General features: G+C 39.0%; 16 protein-coding genes, 1 tRNA gene and 1 other RNA gene. 10 read left to right on the top strand and 8 right to left on the bottom strand.

Features of this window, described 5'->3' with window-relative positions:
• Positions 1-36: 36 nt before the first annotated feature.
• The 3 genes from E4T88_RS01445 to E4T88_RS01435 all read left to right on the top strand — a co-directional run bounded on the left by E4T88_RS01445 (position 37) and on the right by E4T88_RS01435 (position 5,950).
• Positions 37-1,158, top strand: coding sequence for a basic secretory protein-like protein (locus E4T88_RS01445; protein ID WP_135103715.1), 1,122 nt, complete (start codon positions 37-39; stop codon positions 1,156-1,158).
• Between the two features lies 1 nt (position 1,159).
• Complete coding sequence (locus E4T88_RS01440; RefSeq protein WP_135103714.1) at positions 1,160-3,487, top strand: GH92 family glycosyl hydrolase; 2,328 nt, start codon at positions 1,160-1,162, stop codon at positions 3,485-3,487.
• 114 nt (positions 3,488-3,601) lie between these two features.
• Positions 3,602-5,950 (top strand): GH92 family glycosyl hydrolase, encoded by a 2,349-nt coding sequence (locus E4T88_RS01435; protein WP_135103713.1) that lies wholly within the window; start codon positions 3,602-3,604, stop codon positions 5,948-5,950.
• A 72-nt stretch (positions 5,951-6,022) separates the two neighbouring features.
• Here the strand turns inward: E4T88_RS01435 and E4T88_RS01430 are convergent, their stop codons facing one another.
• The 5 genes from E4T88_RS01430 to E4T88_RS01410 form a co-directional block, all read right to left on the bottom strand.
• Entirely contained in the window at positions 6,023-6,568 is a 546-nt protein-coding gene (locus tag E4T88_RS01430; protein ID WP_135103712.1) for a DUF2179 domain-containing protein, read from the bottom strand.
• 129 nt (positions 6,569-6,697) lie between these two features.
• Positions 6,698-7,819, bottom strand: a complete 1,122-nt coding sequence (locus tag E4T88_RS01425; protein ID WP_135103711.1) for a lipid II:glycine glycyltransferase FemX — start codon at positions 7,817-7,819, stop codon at positions 6,698-6,700.
• 296 nt (positions 7,820-8,115) lie between these two features.
• A complete protein-coding gene (locus E4T88_RS01420) occupies positions 8,116-11,541 on the bottom strand; it encodes a DUF1080 domain-containing protein (RefSeq protein ID WP_135103710.1) in 3,426 nt (1,141 codons plus the stop codon).
• 38 nt (positions 11,542-11,579) lie between these two features.
• Entirely contained in the window at positions 11,580-12,836 is a 1,257-nt protein-coding gene (locus E4T88_RS01415; protein ID WP_135103709.1) for a Gfo/Idh/MocA family oxidoreductase, read from the bottom strand.
• Positions 12,837-13,186: 350 nt separating this feature from the next.
• A complete protein-coding gene (locus E4T88_RS01410; protein WP_135103708.1) occupies positions 13,187-14,200 on the bottom strand; it encodes a GlxA family transcriptional regulator in 1,014 nt (337 codons plus the stop codon).
• A gap of 161 nt (positions 14,201-14,361) precedes the next feature.
• On the opposite strand from E4T88_RS01410, the gene gap reads away from it, so the two are divergent.
• The 6 genes from gap (at position 14,362) to E4T88_RS01380 (ending at position 21,831) form a co-directional block, all read left to right on the top strand.
• A complete protein-coding gene (gap, locus tag E4T88_RS01405; RefSeq protein ID WP_135103707.1) occupies positions 14,362-15,372 on the top strand; it encodes a type I glyceraldehyde-3-phosphate dehydrogenase in 1,011 nt (336 codons plus the stop codon).
• A gap of 378 nt (positions 15,373-15,750) precedes the next feature.
• The gene (gene lpdA / locus E4T88_RS01400; protein ID WP_135103706.1) at positions 15,751-17,100 is read left to right on the top strand and encodes a dihydrolipoyl dehydrogenase; all 1,350 of its coding nucleotides are present in this window, start codon (positions 15,751-15,753) and stop codon (positions 17,098-17,100) included.
• Positions 17,101-17,104: 4 nt separating this feature from the next.
• On the top strand, positions 17,105-17,875 hold the full coding sequence (locus E4T88_RS01395; RefSeq protein ID WP_135103705.1) for a lipoate--protein ligase family protein: 771 nt from the start codon (positions 17,105-17,107) through the stop codon (positions 17,873-17,875).
• 35 nt (positions 17,876-17,910) lie between these two features.
• Complete coding sequence (locus E4T88_RS01390; RefSeq protein WP_135103704.1) at positions 17,911-19,242, top strand: dihydrolipoamide acetyltransferase family protein; 1,332 nt, start codon at positions 17,911-17,913, stop codon at positions 19,240-19,242.
• Between the two features lie 25 nt (positions 19,243-19,267).
• On the top strand, positions 19,268-21,298 hold the full coding sequence (locus E4T88_RS01385) for an alpha-ketoacid dehydrogenase subunit alpha/beta (RefSeq protein ID WP_135103703.1): 2,031 nt from the start codon (positions 19,268-19,270) through the stop codon (positions 21,296-21,298).
• Between the two features lie 26 nt (positions 21,299-21,324).
• On the top strand, positions 21,325-21,831 hold the full coding sequence (locus E4T88_RS01380) for a flavodoxin (RefSeq protein ID WP_135103702.1): 507 nt from the start codon (positions 21,325-21,327) through the stop codon (positions 21,829-21,831).
• A gap of 204 nt (positions 21,832-22,035) precedes the next feature.
• Here the strand turns inward: E4T88_RS01380 and E4T88_RS01375 are convergent, their stop codons facing one another.
• Together E4T88_RS01375 and ssrA are read right to left on the bottom strand one after the other, a co-directional pair.
• Positions 22,036-23,547, bottom strand: a complete 1,512-nt coding sequence (locus E4T88_RS01375; protein WP_135103701.1) for a P-loop ATPase, Sll1717 family — start codon at positions 23,545-23,547, stop codon at positions 22,036-22,038.
• A 437-nt stretch (positions 23,548-23,984) separates the two neighbouring features.
• Positions 23,985-24,382, bottom strand: a transfer-messenger RNA (tmRNA) gene (gene ssrA / locus E4T88_RS01370).
• Positions 24,383-24,688: 306 nt separating this feature from the next.
• Here ssrA and E4T88_RS01365 point away from each other — a divergent pair.
• A tRNA-Ser gene (locus E4T88_RS01365) sits at positions 24,689-24,776 on the top strand.
• A gap of 77 nt (positions 24,777-24,853) precedes the next feature.
• Here the strand turns inward: E4T88_RS01365 and E4T88_RS01360 are convergent.
• Positions 24,854-25,246, bottom strand: a complete 393-nt coding sequence (locus E4T88_RS01360) for a hypothetical protein (RefSeq protein ID WP_135103700.1) — start codon at positions 25,244-25,246, stop codon at positions 24,854-24,856.
• Between the last annotated feature and the right edge of the window lie 53 nt (positions 25,247-25,299).

Below are 25,299 nucleotides of genomic sequence, written 5' to 3'. Positions count from 1 at the left end.
TATCTCTTTATTTCTCAAAACAATTGACAGAATATAATGAAAAAGCTAATATTATCTGTTCTACTTGTTCCTTTTTTAACATGTCAAAGCCAATCATTATCAACGAATCCGAAAGAACTGTTGGATAATGACCTTACAACATCTTACACAGGAAAAAGGCAACTGAATCAAATTGTATTTGATACAGAATATACCACGCCTGTGTTAAGCTATAAAATATACTCTACAGGGGAGCTCCCTGCTTATGATCCTACCAACTGGACTATAAAAGGATCGAATGATAGAAAAAAATGGACAATAGTAGATGAGAGAAAAGATCAGATTTTCTGCTCACGTTTTCAGGAGATATTATGTGTAGTACAAAAGCCTGCAACATACAAATATTATATGCTGGAGGCCAAGACGTCCAACAATGACACGCTGAAGATTGCTGAAGTTGTATTATCAAATAAAAACCTAAAAGCTGGTTGGGAAAACTTTAAATATCCCAAAGTAGTATTTGAGTCTCTCGATCCCGATACTGAAGGTAATAAGATATATCATCAGCTAGTGCAGAATCCTGACGAGTATGTAAAATACCATACCCAAAAGGTTGCCGAAATATTGTATTATACAGCTAATGATCCAATGGTAGATGTACAGGAAATAGACTATACACTGAAAGATTACAACGGAGTTTCGGCTAAAGGAGGCAGTTCTCCCAATATAAATATAGTGTATAGTACACAGCATATAGAAAAGTCGGCTAAAGAATCATTACATAAATTAGATTTCGAAACACGTGGCGTTCTTTATCACGAATTGACGCATGGTTACCAGTTTGAACCAAAAGGCATTGGAAACTATAGCAATAATAAAACTTTCTGGGCATGTATCGAAGGCATCGCCGATGCAGTGAGAGCCGAAGCAGGACTGTTTGATATGAGTACACGCAAACCCGGAGGCAACTGGATGGATGGTTACCGCACCACAGGATTTTTTATACAGTGGCTCACCACTAAAGACCCGGATGCAATCCGTAAATTTCACCTTACAGTAAGAGATATGGATGTATGGAGTTTTGATGGCGCTATCAAGAAAATTTTTGGTCCCGAAGCGAGCATCGAAGGCATGTGGAATGAATATCAGGAATATTTAATTAATAACGCTAAAAAATAATATGCAATTCAACAAAATTGTCCTCACTTTTTCTTTATACATTCTGTGTGGTATGGTATCCGGACAAGAGAAGACATCGTATGTCAACCCCATGATTGGCACTGTAAAGATGGGACATACGTTCCCGGGAGCCTGCGTTCCTCATGGCATTGTACAGTTAAGCCCGGACACGGATACTATACCTCATAGTATAAACGGTGTATATCAGAAAGACACATATAAATATTGTGCCGGATATCAGCACGACGACAAAACCATTGTAGGGTTTAGTCATACACACCTTAGTGGGACAGGACATTCCGACTTAGGAGATATTTTAATCGTACCTGTAACAGGACCACTCAAATTTAATCCCGGCACAGCCGACAAACCCGATTCAGGCTATCGCTCACGCTATTCGCATGATACAGAAAAGGCACGTCCCGGATACTATGAAGTTGTCCTCGACGACTATAAAGTAAAAGCACAGTTAACAGCAACAGAGCGTGTTGGCGTACATAAATACACATATCCCGAAGGTGAGGTTCAGAAAATATTATTGGATCTTACACACGGAATCTATAATTATGACGGAAAAGTTCTTTGGGCAAGCCTGAGAGTTGAAAACGACACGCTGATTACAGGCTATCGCATCACGAATGGTTGGGCTAGAGAAAACTATACCTACTTTGCGATCTCTTTATCTAAGCCAATAAAAAAATATGGATATGTAGATAAAGAAAAACCTAAATACTCAGGATTCTGGAGAAAGTTTGACTTACAGAATAATTTTCCTGAAATAGCCGGACGAAAAATTGTTACTCATCTCGAATTCGATAATAATGCTTCGGCTCCTCTTGTTATAAAAGTAGCTTTGTCGGCAGTGAGTACGCAAGGAGCAATAAAAAATCTTGAGGCTGAAACGAAAGGAAAATCTTTCGACCAGATAGCCGCAGAAGCAACAGCAAAATGGAACAAAGAATTGAACGTAGTAGATATAACAGGAGACATTGATAAGAAAACAATGTTCTACACATCATTGTATCACACGATGATCAATCCTTCAGTATATATGGACGTGGATGGGCAGTATAGAGGTATAGACCATAACATACATCAGGTTAAAGGCTTTACTAATTATACTATCTTTTCTGTATGGGATACCTTTAGGGCCCTCCACCCATTATTCAATCTTATCAATAGAGAGCGAAGCACCGACATTGTAAAATCGATGATCGCTCACTACGAACAAAGCGTTCACAAAGCATTACCTGTTTGGTCTCATATGGGCAACGAAAACTGGTGCATGATCGGCTATCACTCTGTATCTGTTTTAGCAGATGCTTTGGATAAGGGTTTGAACATAGACAAAGACAAAGCGCTGGAAGCGATGATAAGCAGTTCTAACCTCGATTATTATGATGGTACAGGATATTACAAAAAGCTAGGCTATGTCCCTGTTGACAAAAATGGAAGTGGCTCGTCCATCACACTTGAATATTCGTACGATGATTGGACAATATACAATACAGCTAAAAAGATAGGTAACCAATCTGTAGTAGATGCTTATCAGAAAAGGGCTTTGAATTACAGAAACGTATTCGATCATCAAATAGGTTTTGTACGTGCTCGTTTAAGCAACGGTGAGTGGAAAACATCATACAACCTGCTGAGCACGCATGGAGAAGGTTTTATAGAAGGCAATTCATGGAACTATTCATTCTTTGTTCCGCATGATGTAAAAGGGCTTATCAAAGAAATGGGTGGCGACAAACAGTTTATACAACGCCTCGACTCACTTTTCACCATGCACTTACCTGATGAGTTTTTCGCAGAAACAGAAGATGTTACCCGCGAAGGCGTTATGGGTAATTATGTACATGGAAATGAACCAAGTCACCACATAGCATATTTATATGCTTGGACTTCACAGCCTTGGAAAACACAGTACTGGGTACGGGAAATTATGAATCGTATGTATCGCAATAGCATCGATGGTCTTTGTGGCAATGATGACTGCGGACAGATGTCAGCTTGGTATATATTCTCAGCGATGGGATTCTATCCTGTTTGTCCGGGTACAAACCAATATATTCTGGGAACTCCTTATTTTCCTTACATGAAGGTAAACTTAGGAGAAGGACGATACCTGGAAATAAAAGCAGATAAAGTAAGTGATAAAATGCGCTATGTAAAATCGGTAAAGCTAAACGGCAAACCGTATACAAAAGCTTATATCAATTATGATGATATCAAAAATGGAGCAGAGCTTACATTCGAAATGTCATCAACTCCAAACAAAAAAAGGCTGTTCAATGAAGACGAAAAGCCATATTCTCTTTCTAAATAACTTGTTACGCTAAGATAAGAGTCATCTATTTATTCCGTTTGCTAGGTCTGGAGTTTGGGACAATACATATCCAAACTCCATAGTAAACAAACTCTCAACTTTATTACGAAGATTATGAATAAACTGTTTCGGGCCGCTGCCATTCTTATTATACATCTCACAGTCTTATCATGTAGTCAGAAGACACCAACAGAAGACATGGCTGTAAATATGACTTTAAATACCTATGTCAATCCTTTTGTTGGAACATCCGGATTTGGTAACGTATACCCGGGAGCTCAGATTCCCTTTGGAGGGATACAAATAAGTCCCGACACCGATTGTGACTATTACGATGCTGCAGCGGGCTATAAATATAACCATATGACAATAATGGGATTCAGCCTTACACATCTTAGTGGTACAGGAATCCCTGATCTTGGAGACTTCTTATTTATCCCCGGTACAGGCACAAAGAAATATACTGCGGGCACACACGAGAACCCCGACGAAGGATACCGATCACGATATAGCCATGATAAGGAATGGGCATCACCCAATTATTATGCTGTAGACCTGTTGGACTATGATGTGAAAGCAGAAATGACTTCCGGTATCCGATCCGGAATATTCAAATTCACATTTCCCAAAACAGATAGTGCTTTTGTGATGATAGATATGGATCATGTACAATGGTTTAAAACAGCATGGTCACAATTTAGAATAGAAAATGATTCAACCATCTGCGGATTTAAGCTGGTTAATGGATGGGGACCCGAACGCTATGTTTATTTTGTAGCACAGTTTTCCAAACCATTCAAACACTCAGGAATCATGCAAGACGGCAAGCCCGTAATCTATGATACAAAACGCTTCCGTAGCGATAAAGTAGCCTATGGTACTAAAATTATGGGATGGCTTGACTTTGATGCTGCGCAAGGAGCTGAGGTAGAAGTAAAAGTTGCGATCTCTTCCACCGGCACATCAGGTGCTTATGCCAATCTGAAAGAACTCGACAATCTGAACTTTGACAGCCTCAGAAAGAAGGGGGAAATACTTTGGGCTAAAGAACTAAATAAGTATAAAGTAAAAGGAACTAAAGAGCAACTGGAAACATTCTATACCTCTGTATATCATGCCTCGCTACATCCTTTCATATATGAAGATATAGATGGTAAATACAGGGCGCACGATTCGAATATCCGTAATACCGATAGCAAGTTTACCAACTATACCGTGTTCTCATTATGGGATACATACCGGGCTCAACACCCTCTTTTGAACCTGACGAACCCTGACAGAAATGCAAACATGATTAACTCCATGCTGGCTCATTATGACCAGAGTGTAGAGCACATGTTGCCTATCTGGTCTTTCTATGGGAATGAGACGTGGTGTATGATAGGCTATCATGGGGTTTCGGTTATTGCCGATGCTATAGTAAAAGACATCAAGGGCTTTGACTACGAGCGTGCGTATGAAGCAATGAAAACGACAGCAATGAACCCACATTATGATTGTTTACCGGAATACACCGCTATGGGTTGGGTACCTTTCGACAAAGAGCGTGAGTCTGTTTCGAAGACATTAGAATATGCTTATGACGATTATTGCGTCGCTATGGCTGCCAAGAAATTAGGAAAGGAAGAAGACTATAAATATTTCCTCAATCGTTCTCTATCTTACCAAAACCTGATAGATCCGGAAAGCAAGTTTATGAGAGGACGCGACTCTCATGGCAACTGGCGAACACCATTCGATGCGATAGCCTATACAGGCCCGGGATCTGTTCATGGATGGGGAGATATTACCGAAGGGTTTACCTATCAATATACATGGTATGTACCACAGGATGTACAAGGATATATAAACGAGATGGGTAGTGATGTTTTTGAACAACGTCTCGACTCTATGTTCACAATGGAACTGCCTGATGATATCCCGGGAGCGCATGACATTCAAGGACGAATTGGTGCATACTGGCATGGCAATGAACCTTGTCACCAGATAATATATCTCTACAACTATATCAAACAACCTTGGAAGGCACAGGAAAAGATACGCTATGTACTCGATACGTTCTATGGTAATAAGCCTGATGCCCTAAGCGGGAATGATGATTGCGGACAAATGTCGGCATGGTACATATTCAACTGCATGGGATTCTATCCTACATGTCCGTCAAGCAATATCTATGCGATAGGTTCTCCGGGACTGGAGGCTGTAGAACTTACATTGGCAAATGGAAAGAAGATATCTATGACCACCGAGAATTACAGTAAGCAAAACGTCTATATACAGGCTATGTTCCTCAATGGAAAAGAATATAACAAGACATATATTACTTACGACGATATAAAGAACGGAGCTGATATCAAGTTTGTATTGGGTAGCAACCCGAACAAATCATGGGGAACTTCGGATGAATCTGTAGCACCGTCGTTATCTAAGCCGAAGGAGACACTTCGCTATATAAAGAATTAGACTTGTAATGGAGTCTTAGTTTTCACTACATTACTAAGCCTGTCGATTATCTTATCGGCAGGTTTTTTTATATTACTTCCTTGCAAAGTTTTTCAATGTAAATATCCCCTCTTTCTTATACCTGATATCTTCAACCAAATAGAAAACTTTCGAATCAAAATCAGATATTATACCTATAACTTCATTCAATGATTTACGTCCTATGACGATCTCCACAATATGAACCTGAGATATAGCTCCTTCTCCTTTTACAAAGGTGGCTCCGATATCCTTGCTGTTCAGCACTTTTATAAGTTCCAAAGCTTCTTTCTTGGTGTATACACGCAGCAGCTGATACCCAAAGGCAATCCTGTTCTCAACCAAGATACCGACATAGTTGCCAGCGGCATAACCGGCAGCATAAGCAACATAAGCGACCAGACTATTGGCTTGGGAGAAGATCTGAGAAATAATAACAACCCAGATAAAGACTTCAAAAAAGCCCACAATCGGTGCTTTATATTTTTCACCTTTCGATACAAAGATTATACGCAATGTACCTAGCGTTACATCACATATACGGCCAAAGAAAATCATCACAGGCAACAACCAAGGATAAGTCTCAAAAATGGTAAACATAATAATCCTTTTTTATTTTTTGAATAAATATAAAGATACAAAATAAGACCCCTCACATCTGAAACAATAGGAGAAGAAACTAATCTATGTTAGATATCTTTACCCTTAAATAAGGATAATTAGAGAATATCAAGACAAGTAGTAGCCTTGTGCATTCATCTCGCTGATCAAAAGATAGCGGTAGTTTTCTTCATCCAGCAGATAGTCCCAACAACCCAGATGATGAAATAGTTCCCCGCCAAATCCGGTCTTGAACTGATAGAGTCCATACATGGGATGCGAATGATCAGGTCCCGGCGAAACGCCAAACATATCGTACTCGGTACAACCATATTCCTTCGCTATTTTTATAGCTTCCCACTGGAGTGCGTAAGTCGGCATATAGTTTCTCTTGCGAGAAGATGAAGCTCCATATAGGTATGTCCCTCTATGCCCCGACATAACAAGGAATATAGCAGCCAAAGGTTCTCCTTCGTGTTCTGCCAATAGGAGTTCAACCCGAGCCGGAGATGCAGTATCATCTGCTTTTGCAGTCAACACAGAGGAGAAATACTCTATATCATTTATATATAGTCCGTTTCGTAAAGCTGTCTCTTTATACAGATCGTACCAGATAGATATCTTATCCAACCCTACCCGATTGACACGAATACCTTTTTTCTGGGCCAGACGTATATTGTAACGTGTCTTGGGCTTCATTTGCATCAGAATTTCATCTTCCGACAGACTCAGATCTAAATATATAGTAGTAGATGGTAAAATATCAGAATTGCTCTTCCTCAGATTCCACTCTACAGTACCATAGTTTAGCTGAAACTCCTGATATTTTTTTTCGGGAGGCCCAATCCATACTCCTTGGTCATCATAGTTGCTCTCGTCGCACCAGTGCGATTGCCAGTTGAGATCGTAGCGGATAGCGATACAACTCTTAGGCAGATGAGAACGTATTATTTCAGACAACTCCTCTAAAAAACGCCCCTGAAATTCTTCAGACGGCTCTATCTCGGGACCATAAGGCACATAAGCCATGCTATATTCCGAGTTTAAAGGCTTTTGTAGTACCAGTACATCAGCATTGGTATATGAGTGTCCCCCTACATTTGTGTATATATCTCTGTTCTTTACCTTAAAGTCGAAAGCTTTGGTACCCAATCCCTGATGACTCTTCACCTCAGACCAAAAGGCTGTTTGTTGTACAATCGGTGTATCGTTTATGTCTCTTATTTCTTTTTCAAATACTTCAATTACCATGATTTTCACAAAATAGCTGCAAAGATAGGCATAATAAAAATGTAAAACCAACCAAGATACAAAAGGTGACAATTCCATAAAAACACATTACACTATATTACAGCCACTTAACCCCTAAAAGGTGACAAAAGTGACACTTTTAGCAGCTCTTTTGACCTGTCACTCTCCCCTATCTTCTTTCAGACCTAAAAGCCTTTATATAAGATAATTTGGAAAAACTTAAATACAAAAGAGACTGCCTGAGAGATGATGAAAACTCTACTCAGACAGTCTCTTATTTTATCCTTCTAAAAAGCCTATTTCAGTTCTTTAATCCTTATATTTCTAAACTTAACCGGCGAACCATGCCCCAAGAAGCCTATATGCCCCTTCGGATTGAACAAACCGGGATGCTGATGCCCATCTGCTGTTCCGTTCTTGGTTGCTTCTTTGATATCTCCATCGAGAATAACCTCTCCGTTGAGCGTTACCTTTATATGATTACCATTCGCGATTATCTCCTCTTCGTTCCATTCGCCCATCGGTTTGAACTTAGCACGTTTTGCCCCTATTATGCCATACACAGAACCATGTACTTGCAATGGTGTGATATCTTTATAAACAGGATTATCATGATCTAAGATCTGGATTTCCATGCCATCATACGCAGCATCCACACCCATCGGTGTACGGATACCTACCCCGTTGTTAGCCGCAGGAGTAAGCTGAAACTCGAAACGATATATAAAGTTTGCAAACTCATCTTTTGTATAAAGATTTCCGCCACGACCACCTTTCGGATCGAGGGCTATACAGCCATCCTGCAATTGGTAATCGGTTGTATTTCCTGTCCATTGGTGCATATTTGTACCATCAAACAAAATTTTGAATCCTTCCTTTTTCTCGTCTGCCGATAGCTCAAAAGGTTTAGACCTCTCCAATTCTTTGACATATATATTACGATAATATACTTTGCTGCCATGAGCTTGCAGTTCTATCTGCTCGATAGGCGAAATCGGCTGGCTACGATCCCAGTAGTTTTCAAGAATCACATTATCTACGACCAATACTCCATTCAATTTTACAGTAACACGGTCTCCTACCATTTTAATATAAAACGTGTTCCATTCTCCCAATTTATTATCGGCGAGAGTCAATGGGTCTTTTGGATTTTTCTCATTATTATATAATCCGCCCGATCCTACTTGTGCTCCTACATTTACACGTGATACATCCCATATCTGCACTTGAGGAACTCCCCGCAAATAAATTCCGGCGTCTGCCTCAGGCCCCGCAGGATCTAGGTTCCAATCAACATACATTTCAAAGTCGCCATACTGTTTCACAGTGCAAAGGTTATCTCCTCCTTTTCCGTCGAAGACAAGGATTCCATTTTCAGCTTTCCAATGTTTTGCCGCTACCTTATCGGCTGCTTGTTGCTTTTTAGCCAGCACAGCCGGTTTCATTTTTGCACGGGCTATCGGATTTTCTACAATTCCTTTCCATCCATCTAAGTCTTTTCCGTTGAAAATAGAAACAAAGCCTTCTTCTTTCGGCATTTCATTCAGATGCTTGCGGATAGCCTGTTTCTGGTAATCAGCGTCAGCATTGCTCAATACATCTATTACCTTGTTCAACAGTTCCTCTACCACCTTACCTGTATAATTTTTATTGCCTAAAGCTATTTTAGCCACAGCATCTGCTGCAGCCTGTTGCAAAGGCTTACTATCCAAATATTGTCCGGCACATAGCAAAGCCAGATAAGAACCTGTATTACCCAACTGAGACAAAATACTATTCTTTTGGCCATCAGTGCGTGCTATTTCCAAAGCATCGGTAAGAAGCAAACGCCTGTTTTCTCCTGTAAGCTTAGGATTAGCGACTAATTGGATATATCGGTTAATTGCCCTGTCGAAATACAGGATATCCGCTCTGTTTTTGCAAATAGCAAGTAACTCAGCCGCAGCATCGATATCTTTCCAATCTGATAATGCTTGAAAAGCGGCATCCTTTGCCACTCCGCTTTCTTTGTTGAAACGATCGACAATAAAGCTCAATGCTTTTTCATCGCCCGTCTTTGATAGCACAGGATAATATAAATACTGTTTATCGTTACTCACCTGCCCCATACGAGCCATGATAACATCATATTGTTTTTCATTTGAATATGACTGGAGAGCACCTGCAATCGCCTGCTGAACATAAGGAACATTTTCTGAAGAAGCAGACTCAAGAAGAGCATACAATTGGTTTAGGTTTTCTGCCGAAACCACATCTTTGAGAGCTGTATATGCAGCAGTCTGCACATCCGGCGATGTAGAATTGATTTGTTCAAGCACTGTAGCTATATTAGCCGAAGATTTGCGCTCAGCCAACAACTGTAATCCGGCTACTTTTCCGGCTGCGTTTGCTCCTGCTATTACAGGAACAACGGCAGAAGCAATATCTCCATTTGTAGCAGACAATGCGTCTTTGGCTATTGCTACCGTTTTAGGGTCGGCATCGTTCAATAAATAAGCAAGAGCTGCTATCGCCTTCGGATCTGTGGTCTTAGCCAGTATATTTGCTGCCGATTTTTTCATATCAGCGCTACCTGCCGTCAAAAAACCAATTGCAGGTTCAATGATCAAAGGCTTTATTTCGTTTCGTTTATTCTGCGATTCAGATTCCTCCCCGAGCCAGTTGAGAATATCCAACTGTGCATCAGGTTTTGTCTTTTTCAATGATTTAATCAGCTCCGCATACATTTTGCTATCTGCATAGTTAGAAGCGTATGTCAACGCAGCATATCTGTAATTACGATTGCCGTCTTTGAGTGCACTCTGCAGTTGCTGCAAGACATTTGCAGGCTTCGCCTCCATCAGTATTTGTAATGTTGCTGAACGGGTCTGTGTTTGCCCTGCTTTTTCTGCTTTTTTCATCAGATCTGAGGCTGCTTTTTCTGCCTCTTTTTTATCTCCCTGAGTGAGTACACGTTTAATGAGGGCAATATAAGCTTCGTTAGCACCACTTTTACCCATTGTATAATTGTCTTTTTCGGCTGCAAGAGCTAAATCCTGCAAAGAAGCCTTTGATCCAAGCTGGCTTAATGCATACAATACAGTTTTCTTCTTGTCTGTATCATTGGTATCCAATAAACGCCTTAGTGAATTTTCGGCATCGGTTACTTTCAGTTTAGCTAATGCCAGAATAATACTTTCCGAAGACTTATCGTCGGCAGAAGCACTTAAAGCATTCAATAACGCTTTTTGTGACGACGGCGTGTTGATCGCCGATAAAGCTGCGGCAGCAGGACCACAGAGAGACTCATCAGCAAGATATGTAGCAAGCTTAGCAACAGCCTCATCCTTACCTATCAGTTCTAGTTGTCTGATAATAAAAGCTTTGATCTCACGATCACTTACCATATCAAGGGCTTTGATATAAGCGCCGGACACCACTTGTCTTTTATCTCCCATCCCTTCGGCAGAAACATAGTGAGAAAGTCCGCTTAAAGCAAATTCTACTTGCGAATTAGCTCCTTTACCTAAAGGATTCATCATCTTCACCAACAGCAAAACACCTTCTTCTCCTGTAGAAGCCAAATCTTTTATCTGGGCATAATATTGTTCAGTTTGCTGAGCCGGCATTTGTGCCAAAACATCAGCAACAATGGTTTTAGCGGTTCTGTTTGTCGGATATTGTGCAAATATCATCACTGAACAAAACAGAAATACGCCTAATAATGAGTATATTTTTTTCATGATTATATTGTTATCTTGTTTGTTTTTGATAGTACAGGTTAAATATTCCAAGGGGCACGCATTGGTTGGTCAAGCAAACGGTTAGCCGCATCATCATTCACAAACTCAAGTTTTACGGGATCAAAATGCAGCGTGCGATTTAGCCTCAACGCTACAATTCCCATATTTACTATTGTAGACGAGCGGAAGCCATTCTGCTCGTTAAGGGCAAACTGTTTACGCGTTTTCACACTTTCGATGAAATCTGTAACCTGTTCTTCGGGCTCGGGATAGGCAGCTAGTTTCTTTTCCCAATAAGGTATATCACAAACAAAATTTTTATAAACATTACCGTTTGGCCCTGATATATACGGCGTGTTAGGATCTCCATAATCATCACCCCACAGTACGATCTGGCAACCATCATCGTAAGTATATGTGATAGAACGCCATGTACCTATTGCATCGGGATGTTGTTGTGGCGCATCCACTTCCACTTTCATCGGGCTGGTATGATCTTTGCCAAGGAAATATTGTACAGGATCTATATAATGCTGGCCCATATCTCCCAAACCGCCTCCGTCGTAATCCCAATACCCACGGAACGTTTGGTGTACACGATGACTATTATAAGGCTTGTACGGTGCCGGGCCAAGCCACATATCATAATCAAGCTCGGCAGGAATAGCCTCCGGCTGAAGGTTTTCTTTTCCTACCCAGTAGAATTTCCAGTCGAAGCCTGTATGCCTGCTGATCGTAACCTTTAATGGCCAACCCAGCATACCGCTCTGCACCAACTTCTTTAGCGGGCGAACCGGTGTTCCCAATCCATAAAAATTATCAGTGAAACGAAACCATGTATTCAAACGAAACTTCGAACCATATTGCTTAACAGCCTCCATCACACGCTTTCCTTCTCCTATGGTACGGGTCATGGGTTTCTCGCACCAAATATCTTTTCCGGCCTTGGCCGCCTCCACAGACATTATACCATGCCAATGGGGAGGTGTTGCTATATGAACAATGTCAACATTTTTGTCTAATATCAAATCGCGGAAATCGTGATATGCTGCAATATTATCAGTTACAAGGTGTTTCCCCAACTCCAGATGCTTTTTATCCACATCACATACAGCAACCAACCTTGTGCCTGCGTAATTCACATGACCACGCCCCATGCTGCCTGTTCCTATAATCCCCTTAGTCAACTGATCGCTGGGAGCAATGTAGCCTCTACCCATCACATGACGAGGAATAATAGTAAGAGCTGCTGCGCTTCCTAAAATTTTAAAAAAGTCTCTCCTATTTGTTTTCATGATATAAAATAAATTGATAATATTTCGATTTTAAGAATAACCGGGCTAAATATCATTATGTCATATTCACCCGATGACAGGCACAAAAAACAGATGGAATTCACCACATGTACTACAAAGATAACGAAGTATAGCAAAAATAATAATTAAAATCAGAATTATATAGGCAAAATTTACAACCGAAAGTTTGTATGAAAGAATAGTACATTTTCTTCATTTGCCAATTCTCTAAAACGACATACTAAAGACTAAAACAGGATGCTATAATTAACGCTATGGTGCATCCTTTCTAAAATAAAAATCCCTATAAACTTTCTGTTCATAGGGATTCAATAAATCTCCAATATCGGTTACACGGCAACGTCTGCCCAAGAAGATCGGAAGCTTTTCCGATATTGAGCCGGAGTAATCTCCATAAAGCTTATAAACTGACGGCGAAGATTTTCACCTGTCTTTAGTCCACAATTATCGGCTATTTCGTCAAGAGATAATTGTGTTTCGATAAGATGTTGACTGGCATTTTCCACACGCAGCTTATTGATAAACTTCGCTGGGGTTACACGCAGTTCGCGCACAAAGACACGAGCAAAATTACGAGGGCTCATTGCCGCATATTCTGCCATTTTTTCTACCGTGATGTCTTCTCTCAGGTGTTCAAGTATCCATTCGCAAACCCTTCGGATAGTTGGGTTACCGATCAATTTAGAATCTAAATATGAGCTGAATTGTGCCTGATTGCCGGGGCGTTTGAGATACAAGACCAACCAGCGGGCAATATGCAAGGCAAACGACTGTCCCAGATCTTCTTCGATGAGAGCCAAAGCCAAATCCATACCGGAGGTAATCCCTGCCGCTGTATAAATATTTCCATCCTTAATAAAAATACGGGCTATCTGCACATTTACTAAAGGATACATCTGTTCCAACGCTTCATTTCTCGACCAATGGGCAGTTGCTTTCTTCCCATCCAGCAATCCTGCTTCGGCAAGAATAAAAGCACCCGAACAGACCGAACATATCCGACGGGTCGTTTTTGCCTGATCTTTGATCCATTCTATCATCTCATCCTTCAGGTTATCCTCAAGATGGCGAGCCAATCCTGTTACAATAAGCGTGTCAATCGGATAATCTATTTCGGTATAACATCCTTCACTTAATATTGATAAACCCGAAGATGTATCGATCTGCCTTCCCTTACCCATAGATACGACATGTGCCTGATACGTGAAATCAATATCCTTATCTACCATATCAAACTGTTCGATTGCTTTAGTAAATACCTCCAATGGGCCAACCATAGTCAGCAGGGTGGAGTTGGGAGGAACCAGAAACACAATATGCCTTATTTTTAACTGTTTACTCATCTGTTTTTTATTTTAGAATCTAAAAATAAGTATTATTTAGTAAAATCAATCCGACTTGGCAGGATTTGTATATTTTTTGTCATTTCAGACAAAGATATTATAATGTATCTTTGTAGTACTAAAAAGAACAAGATATTTTATCATTTAAAAACCAATTCATTATGAAAGCAATTAAAGTAGGTATTAATGGTTTTGGACGTATCGGACGTTTGGTGTTTAGAGCTGCTCAAAGCAGAAGTGATATACAAATAGTTGGTATCAACGATTTGATGGATGTTGAATATATAGCTTATATGCTCAAATATGATAGCATCCACGGACAATTTGATGGATCAATTGAGACTAAAGACGGCAAACTTGTTGTCAATGGAAATACAATCCGCATCTCAGCAGAAAAAGATCCTGCTAATCTGAAATGGAATGAGGTTGAAGCCGAATATATAGTAGAATCTACAGGGTTATTCCTTACGAAGGAGAAAGCTCAAGCACATATTGCAGCAGGTGCAAAATATGTAATTATGTCGGGTCCATCTAAGGATGATACACCAATGTTTGTTCCGGGTGTAAATGACGACAAGTATGTGAAAGGCACTCAGTTCATATCTAACGCATCATGTACCACTAACTGTCTGGCATTGGTAGCCAAAGTACTGAACGATAAGTTCGGCATAGAAGAAGCGTTGATGAGTACTATACACTCAACCACTGCCACTCAAAAAACAGTAGACGGACCATCGTTGAAAGACTGGAGAGGAGGACGTGCAGCTTCGGGTAATATTATCCCTTCAACTACAGGAGCCGCAAAGGCTGTAGGCAAAGTGATCCCTGAACTCAACGGAAAATTAACCGGTATGTCTTTCCGCGTACCAACTCTTGATGTGTCTGTTGTCGACCTGACTGCACGTTTGTCTAAACCGACTTCTTACGAAGAAATTTGTAAAGCAATGAAAGAGGCTTCGGAAGGATCATTAAAGGGTTATTTGGCATATACCGCCGACGAAGTTGTATCGTCTGACATGATAGGTAATCCGAACACTGCTATTTTTGACGAAAAAGCGGGGATTATGCTTAACCCTACATTTGTAAAAGTAGTAGCGTGGTACGATAACGAATGGGGATTCTCTTGTAAAGTATTGGATTCAATCGCTGCAATGAAAAAAGTAAACGGATAACAGTACATACAGCTGACAGATAATATGAGGCTATTCTATATAGAATAGCCTCTTTTTCTTTTATTATTTTAGGTTGATTTTATAAAGCTCGAAGAACATTCTCAAAAAATACAATTTTGGATATTTATTCTTTTATTTGAAAAGAGTAAAAAAATATTAAAAAGAAAGAATTAAACACATTTAATCTATACCCCTACAATCCTAAAACTAAGTACAGATACCATTTTTTTCTTATAAAAACATCTCATATTGATTATCTATAAGAGTAATAGTTAAAATCGATAAAACTTATCTTGTTCTCATTTGTTTATAGGGTGATGTGTAATATACACATTACAAAACGAACTTTTTTGACAACTAACAATCAATAGATAGACTATGGAATTTGATATCGCAATTATCGGTGGAGGTCCGGCAGGGTATAATGCAGCCGAAATAGCTGCATCGAACGGATTAAAAACTGTCCTTTTTGAAAAGAAATACATCGGAGGTGTATGTCTCAACGAAGGATGTATCCCCACAAAAACACTTTTATATTCAGCCAAAACACTGGATAGCATAAAAAATGCAAGCAAATACGGAATTACATTAGACAACGCCCCTTCTTTCGATGTATCAAAAATAATTGACAGAAAGGATAAAGTCGTAAAAAAATTAACGGCGGGAGTCAGCTTTAAATTATCATCATACGGTGTTACTGTAGTTAAAGATACAGCAACCATCACCGGGGAGAAGGATAATAAGATCAACATTTCGAGTGGTAAGGAATCCTATTCAGTAAAATATTTGCTATTATGCACAGGATCCGAAACTGTTATACCTCCGATAAAGGGGTTGTCTGAAGTAAATTACTGGACATCGAAAGAAGCCTTAGAGCTTGATGACTTACCAAAATCACTCGCAATCATTGGAGGCGGTGTCATTGGTATCGAATTCGCTTCTTTCTTTAATAGCATGGGTGTAGAAGTGAATGTTATAGAAATGATGCCTGAAATACTTGGAGTAATGGATAAAGAAACATCAGCCATGCTTCGCAGCGATTATGCAAAGAGAGGAATTAAATTCCATCTGAACACCAAAGTTACAGAAGTTACCAAGAAAGGTGTAATTGTAGAGAAAAATGGAAAGACTCAAACAATTGAATCTGAAAAGATACTGGTAAGTGTGGGACGTAGAGCTATTACCACAGGATTCGGACTGGAGACTTTAAACGTGGAGCTTCTCAAAAACGGAGTGAAGGTTAATGAGTATATGCAAACCAGCCATCCTCGTGTATATGCCGCAGGAGATATTACCGGCTTTTCGTTGCTTGCTCATACAGCCATCAGAGAAGGAGAAGTAGCTATCAGTCATATTCTTGGCGAGGATGACAAAATGAGTTATAAGGCTATCCCAAGTGTAGTATATACAAATCCCGAGATAGCAGGAGTAGGAAAAACAGAGGAAGAGCTGACTGCAAAGAATGAACCTTTCCGTGTGCTCAAACTACCCATGGCCTATTCAGGGCGATTCATTGCAGAAAATGAAACAGGAAGCGGGCTATGTAAAATCATAGTAGACAATAGCGATCGCATTATAGGATGCCATATGTTGGGTAATCCGGCATCTGAATTAATTCTGTTGGCCGGAATTGCGATAGAAAATGGCAGCACTGTAGAAGAGTTCCGTAAACATGTCTATCCGCATCCAACTGTAGCTGAAATTATACACGAGACTTTATTCTCTTAACAAAATGCTTTGTATTAACAATACACATACCGACGCATGGTTCAACATGGCCAGCGAAGAATATCTTCTGAAAAATTTCTCAGAAGAATTTTTCATGTTATACCAGAATGAACCGTCAGTAGTTATAGGCAAGTACCAAAATGTATTGGCCGAGGTTAATCTCGACTTTATACAAAGGAATAATATCAAAGTAGCACGACGCTCATCGGGTGGTGGAACTGTATTTCATGATCTGGGTAATCTGAACCTTACTTTTATAGAAAACAATAAAGGCATAGGCTTTCACCGGTTCACAGAAAGAATAGTTTTGCTTTTATCCACTTTGGGCATCCATGCTGAGGTAGACACACGCTTGGCAATAAACATTGATGGACTCAAAATATCGGGCAGTGCGCAATGTGTACACAAAGACAGGGTTATGTTTCATGCTACACTGCTTTTTTCATCCGATCTCAACAGGCTCACTACTACGCTTGAAAGTGATCCGAAACAACTGGAAAACAAAGTCGATAAGCGGATTTATGTCAAGTCGGTAAAAAGTCCTGTTACGAACATTCTGAACCATATAGATAAGCCATTAAATATAAATCGTTTCAAAGATTATATCATGGCTTATTTCATGAATGAGAAAGAGGGAAATTCTATTTATCAATTCACGAGTGAAGATGTTTTAAATATAAAGAAACTGGTGAATGAGAAATATGGAACAGATGAATGGAATTATGACGGGAAGAAACCCAAGGTCTCGGAACAAGCATTTCAATCTATAATTTAAAAGAAATTACTATAAAATATAATACAATATAAACCATGGCAAAATTTGAAATTAAAATGCCCAAATTGGGCGAAAGTATAACCGAAGGGACTATCATTTCGTGGTCGATCAAAGTTGGGGATACAATCAATGAAGATGACATTTTGTTTGAAGTAAATACAGCAAAAGTCAGTGCGGAAATTCCATCTCCTGTATCAGGTAAAATTCTTGAAATATTATTCAAAGAAGGAGATACTGTATCAGTCGGTACTGTTGTAGCTATCGTTGAACTGGAAGGTGAAGAAGGCGAAGAAGAAGTAAGTACTGAAAGTGCAAAACAAGAAGAACCGACACCTGCTCCTGCTCCTACTAAGGCTGAAGAAAAAGCAACTCCGGCCGCACCTGCTAAAGTATCGGAAGAAAAAGTAAGTAAAGGCACAGCAGACAGATGGTATTCTCCTGTTGTCCTACAGAAAGCAAAAGACGCAGGAATCAGTCAAAGTGAACTTGATTCTGTACCCGGAACAGGTTACGAAGGACGCCTCAGCAAACGTGATATTGAGCTATACATAGACAATAAGAAAAAAGGAGTATCAACAACACCGGCACCGGCAGCAAAAGCGTCTACACCGGCAGTTCCCGCACCATCACAAGAAAGCGCACCAAAGGCAGCGCCTGTACAAGTTGCAGATGGGGATCAGGTGATTCCGATGGATGCCATACGTCGTATTATAGCCGACCGAATGGTTGCTTCTAAAAAGATATCTCCGCATGTAACCAATGTGATAGAAGTAGATGTAACCAAACTAGTAAACTGGCGTGAACAAAACAAGGATACTTTCAAGAAACGCGAAGGTGTAAGCCTCACATATATGTCGCCGATAGTTGAAGCAACAGCAAAAGCATTGAAGGATTTCCCTCGCATCAACTCTTCTGTGGACGGGTATAACATTATAGAGAAAAAACGTATCAACATTGGTGTTGCTGTTTCTCTGAATGATGGAAACCTGATTGTTCCTGTAATAAAAGATGCGGATAAGTTAAGTTTAAGTGGTTTGGCTGTATCAGTGAATAATATGGCAAACAAGGCTCGTGCCAATAAATTGTCGCCGGATGAAATTCAAGGAGGAACATTCACTATTACCAACTTTGGTTCATTCAAGAGCTTGTTTGGTACTCCGATTATCAACCAGCCGGAAGTAGCAATACTTGGTGTAGGCATCATTGAGAAGAAACCTGTAGTAGTAGAGACTCCCGAAGGAGATGTTATCGCTATCAGACACAAGATGTACCTTTCATTATCGTACGACCACCGTGTGGTAGACGGTATGCTGGGAGGAAACTTCTTGTACCGCATAGCTGAATATTTGGAAAACTGGAATGCCTAACCTAACTCAAAACAGAAAAACAGATATGAAAAAATATGATATAAAAACAACAGATAAAGAAACTCTAAAAAACTGGTATCACCTGATGACATTAGGACGGGCTATCGACGAAAAAGCCCCGGCCTATTTGCTACAATCTCTCGGATGGTCTTACCATGCTCCATATGCAGGACACGATGGAATCCAGCTTGCAGTGGGGCAGGCATTTACTAAAGGCGAAGATTTCATGTTCCCTTATTATCGTGATATGCTAACCGTTCTTTCTGCAGGTCTTACTGCAGAAGAACTGATACTGAACGGTATTTCGAAAGCAACTGATCCGGCTAGTGGCGGACGTCACATGTCGAACCACTTTGCCAAACCAGAATGGCACATAGAGAACGTATCTTCTGCCACAGGTAATCACGATTTACATGCTGTAGGAGTAGCCCGTGCCATAAAATATTATGAGAAAAAAGGTGTCGCTATTACGTCACATGGAGAATCTGCCATGTCGGAAGGCTATGTATTTGAAGCAATAAACGGAGCATCGAAAGAAGAACTGCCTGTTATATTTGTCATACAGGATAACGGTTACGGGATATCGGTTCCTAAAAAAGATCAGACAGCAAACAGAAAGGCTGTAGATAACTATTCAGGTATAAAAAACCTGAGAATAATGTATTGCAACGGTAAGGATGTTTTCGACTCTATGAATGCAATGGCCGAAGCTCGCGAATATGCTATTGCAAATCAGAAGCCGGTATTGATGCACGCCAATTGCGTACGCATCGGCTCACACTCCAACTCGGATAAGCATACTCTGTATCGTGATGAAAACGAATTGAAATATGTAAAAGAAGCCGATCCTTTACATAAATTCCGTCGGATGCTGTTGCGTTACAAACGCTTTACAGAAGAAGAATTGCAAGCCATAGAAGCCGAAGTAAAGAAAGAAGTGAGTGCTGCTAACAAAAAAGCTTTAGCTGCTCCTGATCCCGATCCTAAATCTATTTTCGATTTCGTTATACCAGAACCATATAAACCTGAAAAGTATGTGGATGGAACCCATAATGAAGAGGGCGAAAAGAAAAATCTGGTAACGGCTATTAACGAAACACTCAAAGCGGAGTTTAGACACAATCCCGACACTTTCTTGTGGGGGCAAGATGTGGCAAACAAAGACAAAGGGGGAGTGTTCAACGTTTCGAAAGGCATGCAACAAGAGTTTGGAGAAAAACGTATTTTCAACGCTCCTATTGCAGAAGACTTTATCGTGGGAACAGCAAATGGTATGAGCCGTTTCGATCCGAAAATACGAGTTGTTATAGAAGGTGCTGAGTTTGCCGATTATTTTTGGCCGGCAATGGAACAATTTGTAGAATGTACGCACGATTACTGGCGCAGCAACGGTCAGTTTTCACCGAATATCACTTTACGACTTGCATCGGGTGGATATATCGGAGGCGGAATATACCACTCTCAGAATATTGAAGCGGCATTGGCAACATTGCCGGGATGCAGAATCGTTTATCCTTCTTTTGCAGACGATGCAGCAGGTCTGTTGCGTACAAGTTTACGTTCGGAAGGATTAACCGTATTTCTAGAGCCAAAAGCTTTATATAACTCTGTAGATGCAGCAACAGTTGTACCTGAAGATTTTGAAGTACCTTTTGGCAAAGCTCGTGTTCGCCGTCCCGGAAAGGATCTAAGCCTTTTCACGTATGGAAACACAACATTACTCAGCCTCTCTGTGGCAGAACGTTTGGCTAAAGAAGATTGGGATGTCGAAGTAATCGACTTGCGATCTTTAGTTCCATTGGATAAAGAGACTATCTTCGAATCGGTAAAGAAAACAAGTAAAGCACTTATTGTACATGAAGACAAAGTATTTGCAGGTCTTGGTGGAGAAATTGCAGCGATAATTGGTTCAGAAATTTTCCAATATCTGGATGCGCCGGTACAACGTGTAGGTTCTACTTTCACGCCTGTAGGCTTCAATCCGATACTAGAAAAAGCTGTGCTTCCGAATGTGGATAAAATCTATGAAGCTGCTAAGAAATTACTTGAATTTTAACAATAACAAAAAACACTATATATGCAATGAAGAAAATAGGATTGTTTTACGGAACAACTACAACCAAGACAGCCTCTATTGCTAAAAAGATAAAAGAGGCTTTTGGTAGTGAAAATGTTGACCTTGTCTCAGTTGAAGATGCATGGAAAAAGGATTTTGAAAGTTATGACAATATTATTGTAGGAGTAGCAACATGGTTTGATGGAGAGCTACCCAATCATTGGGATGAAGTAAGACCCGAACTGGAGGCTTTGAATCTGAAGGGCAAGAAAGTTGCCATTTTTGGACTTGGGGATCAGGTGAGGTACCCGGAAAACTTTGTTGACGGAATAGGTATTTTAGCTGAGACATTCGAGTCGGTTGGTGCTAAAATAGTTGGCTTTACATCTATCGATGGTTATAATTTTGAAATGTCACGTGCCATTCGAGATCACAAGTTCGTTGGATTAGCCATAGATAAAGAAAACCAGTCGAAATTAACAAACGATCGAATAAAAAGCTGGGTAGAACAACTGAAAAAAGAATTTGATTAAATAGCAAATTGCTTTATTATAAGAAAGGAACTTAATCGAGGATTTCCCTAAACGATTAAGTTCCTTTTTAATTATAATCTATTGAGATAATCTTTAGATTTACAATATTTAAATCATAACGAAAAATTCATATCCGTAATGATGCAAATATAATTGTATGCTCGAATTCTATCCTAACTCCAACTGTTTAATTATAGATTACAATTATAACGAAGTTGTCGAAGCCCCTTGTGTAATATCTAAATAGGGCCTATAAATAAATGGTATTATATATCTAGGAGTAGAAGTTACACCTTTAACTCCTAAAAAGCCAATTCGTCCTAATTTTTGAGCAATAACAAGGGCGTCTTCCTTTGATATATTCCATTTCGACATTAAAGTTTGAATGGTATGTTCTGCTTTTCCACCCCGTAAAGCTTCTATATACTCTTTAAGCTCTGAATATTCTGAATAAATTGTTTGTTCTAATCTTTGTTTACTAACATTATCAAAAGCTTCTTTGAATGACTGTCTAGAAATGATGATTTCTTTATCTAATTCATTTATACCATTTTCTAGTCTTTTTAATTGAATTTTTTTAGCATGATTAAAAAGTTGAATTAATTCTCTTGGGGTATTAACACCATTACCATCTCTAGTCCTCGACAAAATCCAATCTAATGTACTCGGCTTTTTTTGTCCAACATCTATTTGGTCAGGAAATAATCTATAAAAAAGATGCTCTTGCTTGGAGAAATCTGAAAGAACTACATTTTTATCAATATTTAAACTATCAATTAAATCTTTATTATCCAAAATCCTTCTGATTAAGAGATTTAATAGTGATTCTTTTGTCCATTCAAGATTTTGAAATTTAGTTATATGACTTGCTTCTCTAAACCCATCTTGAGTAATTCTCTGCCATATGTCATCTCTTAAGAAAATTTTCAATTTAATTTCTGAAAATTTAAATAAGTCAAGATAAACTTTAAATAAAGCACGCAAAGCATTTGTTTCTAATTCTTCACTTTCAATAAATGCAACATCTAATCGGTCAATAATAACCCAAAGCTTAATATTGTTCTCTTTAAGAGATTTTGCCAATAAATCATACGCATATTCAATAGGAATTAACCCTTTATCAAAATCACTTTTTGAAGGCTCGCCAAATGAAATAGAGAACTTCTGACCAGAATACATTCCTGTTAAAGGGTCAAATTCAGCGGTTGTACTTATTTCTTTTCCATTGGTGAACGATCGAGCATAATCTAAACAAGCTTTAAGGAAACTGGCCAATTTATTTTGGGCTGGGACTAAATTACAATCTATGAGAATTTGTTTAATTTGTTTAACTTCTTTAGCATATTTATCATTAATTCCATAATCATTAAAAATGTTTACAGTTATTACTAAGAAATATAATTTCCATAACCTTACAAATTCAGTCTCACTGGTTGGAGGATCATTCGTCAGATTTGAGAAAGCAGTGTTTCCTGTTGGATTCTCTCCTGCCGTTAATAATATCCCTTCGTCAAATAATACACTCTCATCATTAGTTAAATTTGTATAAATAGCACTTTTCCCTGCTCCTTTTGACCCATAAATAATATCATTCGTCCCATTTCTTAAGGATTTCCATGAGTCTGTCTCCAAAAAGTAATCTCGCAATTTTTCAACTTCTTGTTCTGCAATACTTTCTCCGAAAGTTATTTTTTCTAATAATTCTCTTTTACTCATGTCATAGGTTTTAATCCTTATATTGTTTATATTAAATGATTTTCTACTTATTCTATCTCCCCATACTCCTCAATCTTCTCCTCACAAATCCTTTTTGTGATATCCCCAAGCAATTCCACATTTGGAATAAAGACGTCAATATCCTCCTTGGTGATTACAAAATCAGGATTGTAACATCCATTTATATTAACTGAAGTAAATATGATTTTATATTTAACCCTTTCTACAAAAAAGAAAAAGTGCTAGACCTTAAAGATATATAAAAAAAGTAAAAATTGAGATTAACTTTTGTCTTTTAATTATATGAATGAAACTTGAAAACTGATATTTATTTTTTGTAGACTACAGAGTAGCTCTGATGTGATGTTCTGGTATAGCCTTAAAAAGAGAAATCCGTATAAACAGAATTTACACGGATTTGTTTTTTTTTACTAAAATAGTGGAGCTGGAGGGACTTGAACCCTCGTCCAAACAAGGAACTAATTTGCTTTCTACATGCTTATCTTCGCTTAAGTTTTCGTGAATGAGCAAGACCGAAGCCACCAACTCAAACCTTAGCTTTTTTATTTCAGATAAGGGCCAAAGCCTCTCCTATCCTATCTCCGATTTGTCTGCACCACCTGATCGGCACGCTTCGAAGCCACAGCTTCCGGGTGATGTCTTGTCCTTACACCTGTGCAAGGATTAAGCTAGAATCTACTATACTTCGATTAAGCAGCAAGAGCGTAATTGTTATTGCCAGTTAAATTTGTGACGTCTGAGATTATAGTGCCAGCCGACTACGCACTGCATGCTTACAAACCACTTCATCTCGCTGTCAAAGCCAGTCAGCCCCATTGGTTTATTCGCGTCGATATATAACGCTTTAATATCAAACTTTAGATATCGAGTAACAAACGAGTAACAAAAAATGGTAAAAGTTTGTCTAAACAATATCTGATACAAAGATAATCCTTTTTTAGGATATACAACATATCAAGCCAAAGCTATTACAATTTCACGTATTGTAAATAAAAGGTATACCACTTTAAACACTTCAAAGTCCTCTAAAATCATCTCCCCTAAACGACTAATAATTTCTCTCTTCTTGTCAATTCAAAAATATCCTTTATCTTTGCACACGCTACAACCGGAGGACAAAGGAGAGGTGCTCGAGTGGTTGAAGAGGCACGCCTGGAAAGCGTGTATACCCCTAAAGGGTATCGAGAGTTCGAATCTCTTCCTCTCCGCTTAAAACAATGATTATCAAGAATAAAAAAGGACTAAAATAAAATTCAGTCCTTTTTCTATTTTTATAGATTCCTATTTACTTGGATGCTGAATCATCTTTTTCAAGCTCAAGATTAACTGTTGTATTATCCCATTTGTTCATTTGTCCTGTTCCTAAATCTACAATAAAACCAGGCCAGAATAGGATATTCCATAGAGAGGTCGTATTGAAAGTAGACTCTAAAATAAAAGGCAATGTCTTATATCCTTCTTTTTTAGCCAAAAGTTGCTTGTCGCTCATTTTCTTTTTAACGGAGATAGTCGCAGTTTTGTCACTTCCTATTTCTGCTAATTTCACATTATTACTTGCATCATAAATTTTTGTACCCTCAATCCCCGAAAACGTTATGCTTTGCTTAGATGGAGTAAATATTGTAGCACAAGACGAAAATAAAAAGACAACAGATGCGAATACAACTAATTTTTTCATAATATGTAATTTTATATTGATAGATTTAGACAAATCTATGAAATCATTTTTAT

The organism is Dysgonomonas mossii (assembly GCF_004569505.1).
GTDB lineage: Bacteria > Bacteroidota > Bacteroidia > Bacteroidales > Dysgonomonadaceae > Dysgonomonas.
The sequence above is the reverse complement of the archived record's forward strand: the minus strand, read 5'-3'. Positions and strand labels throughout refer to the sequence as shown.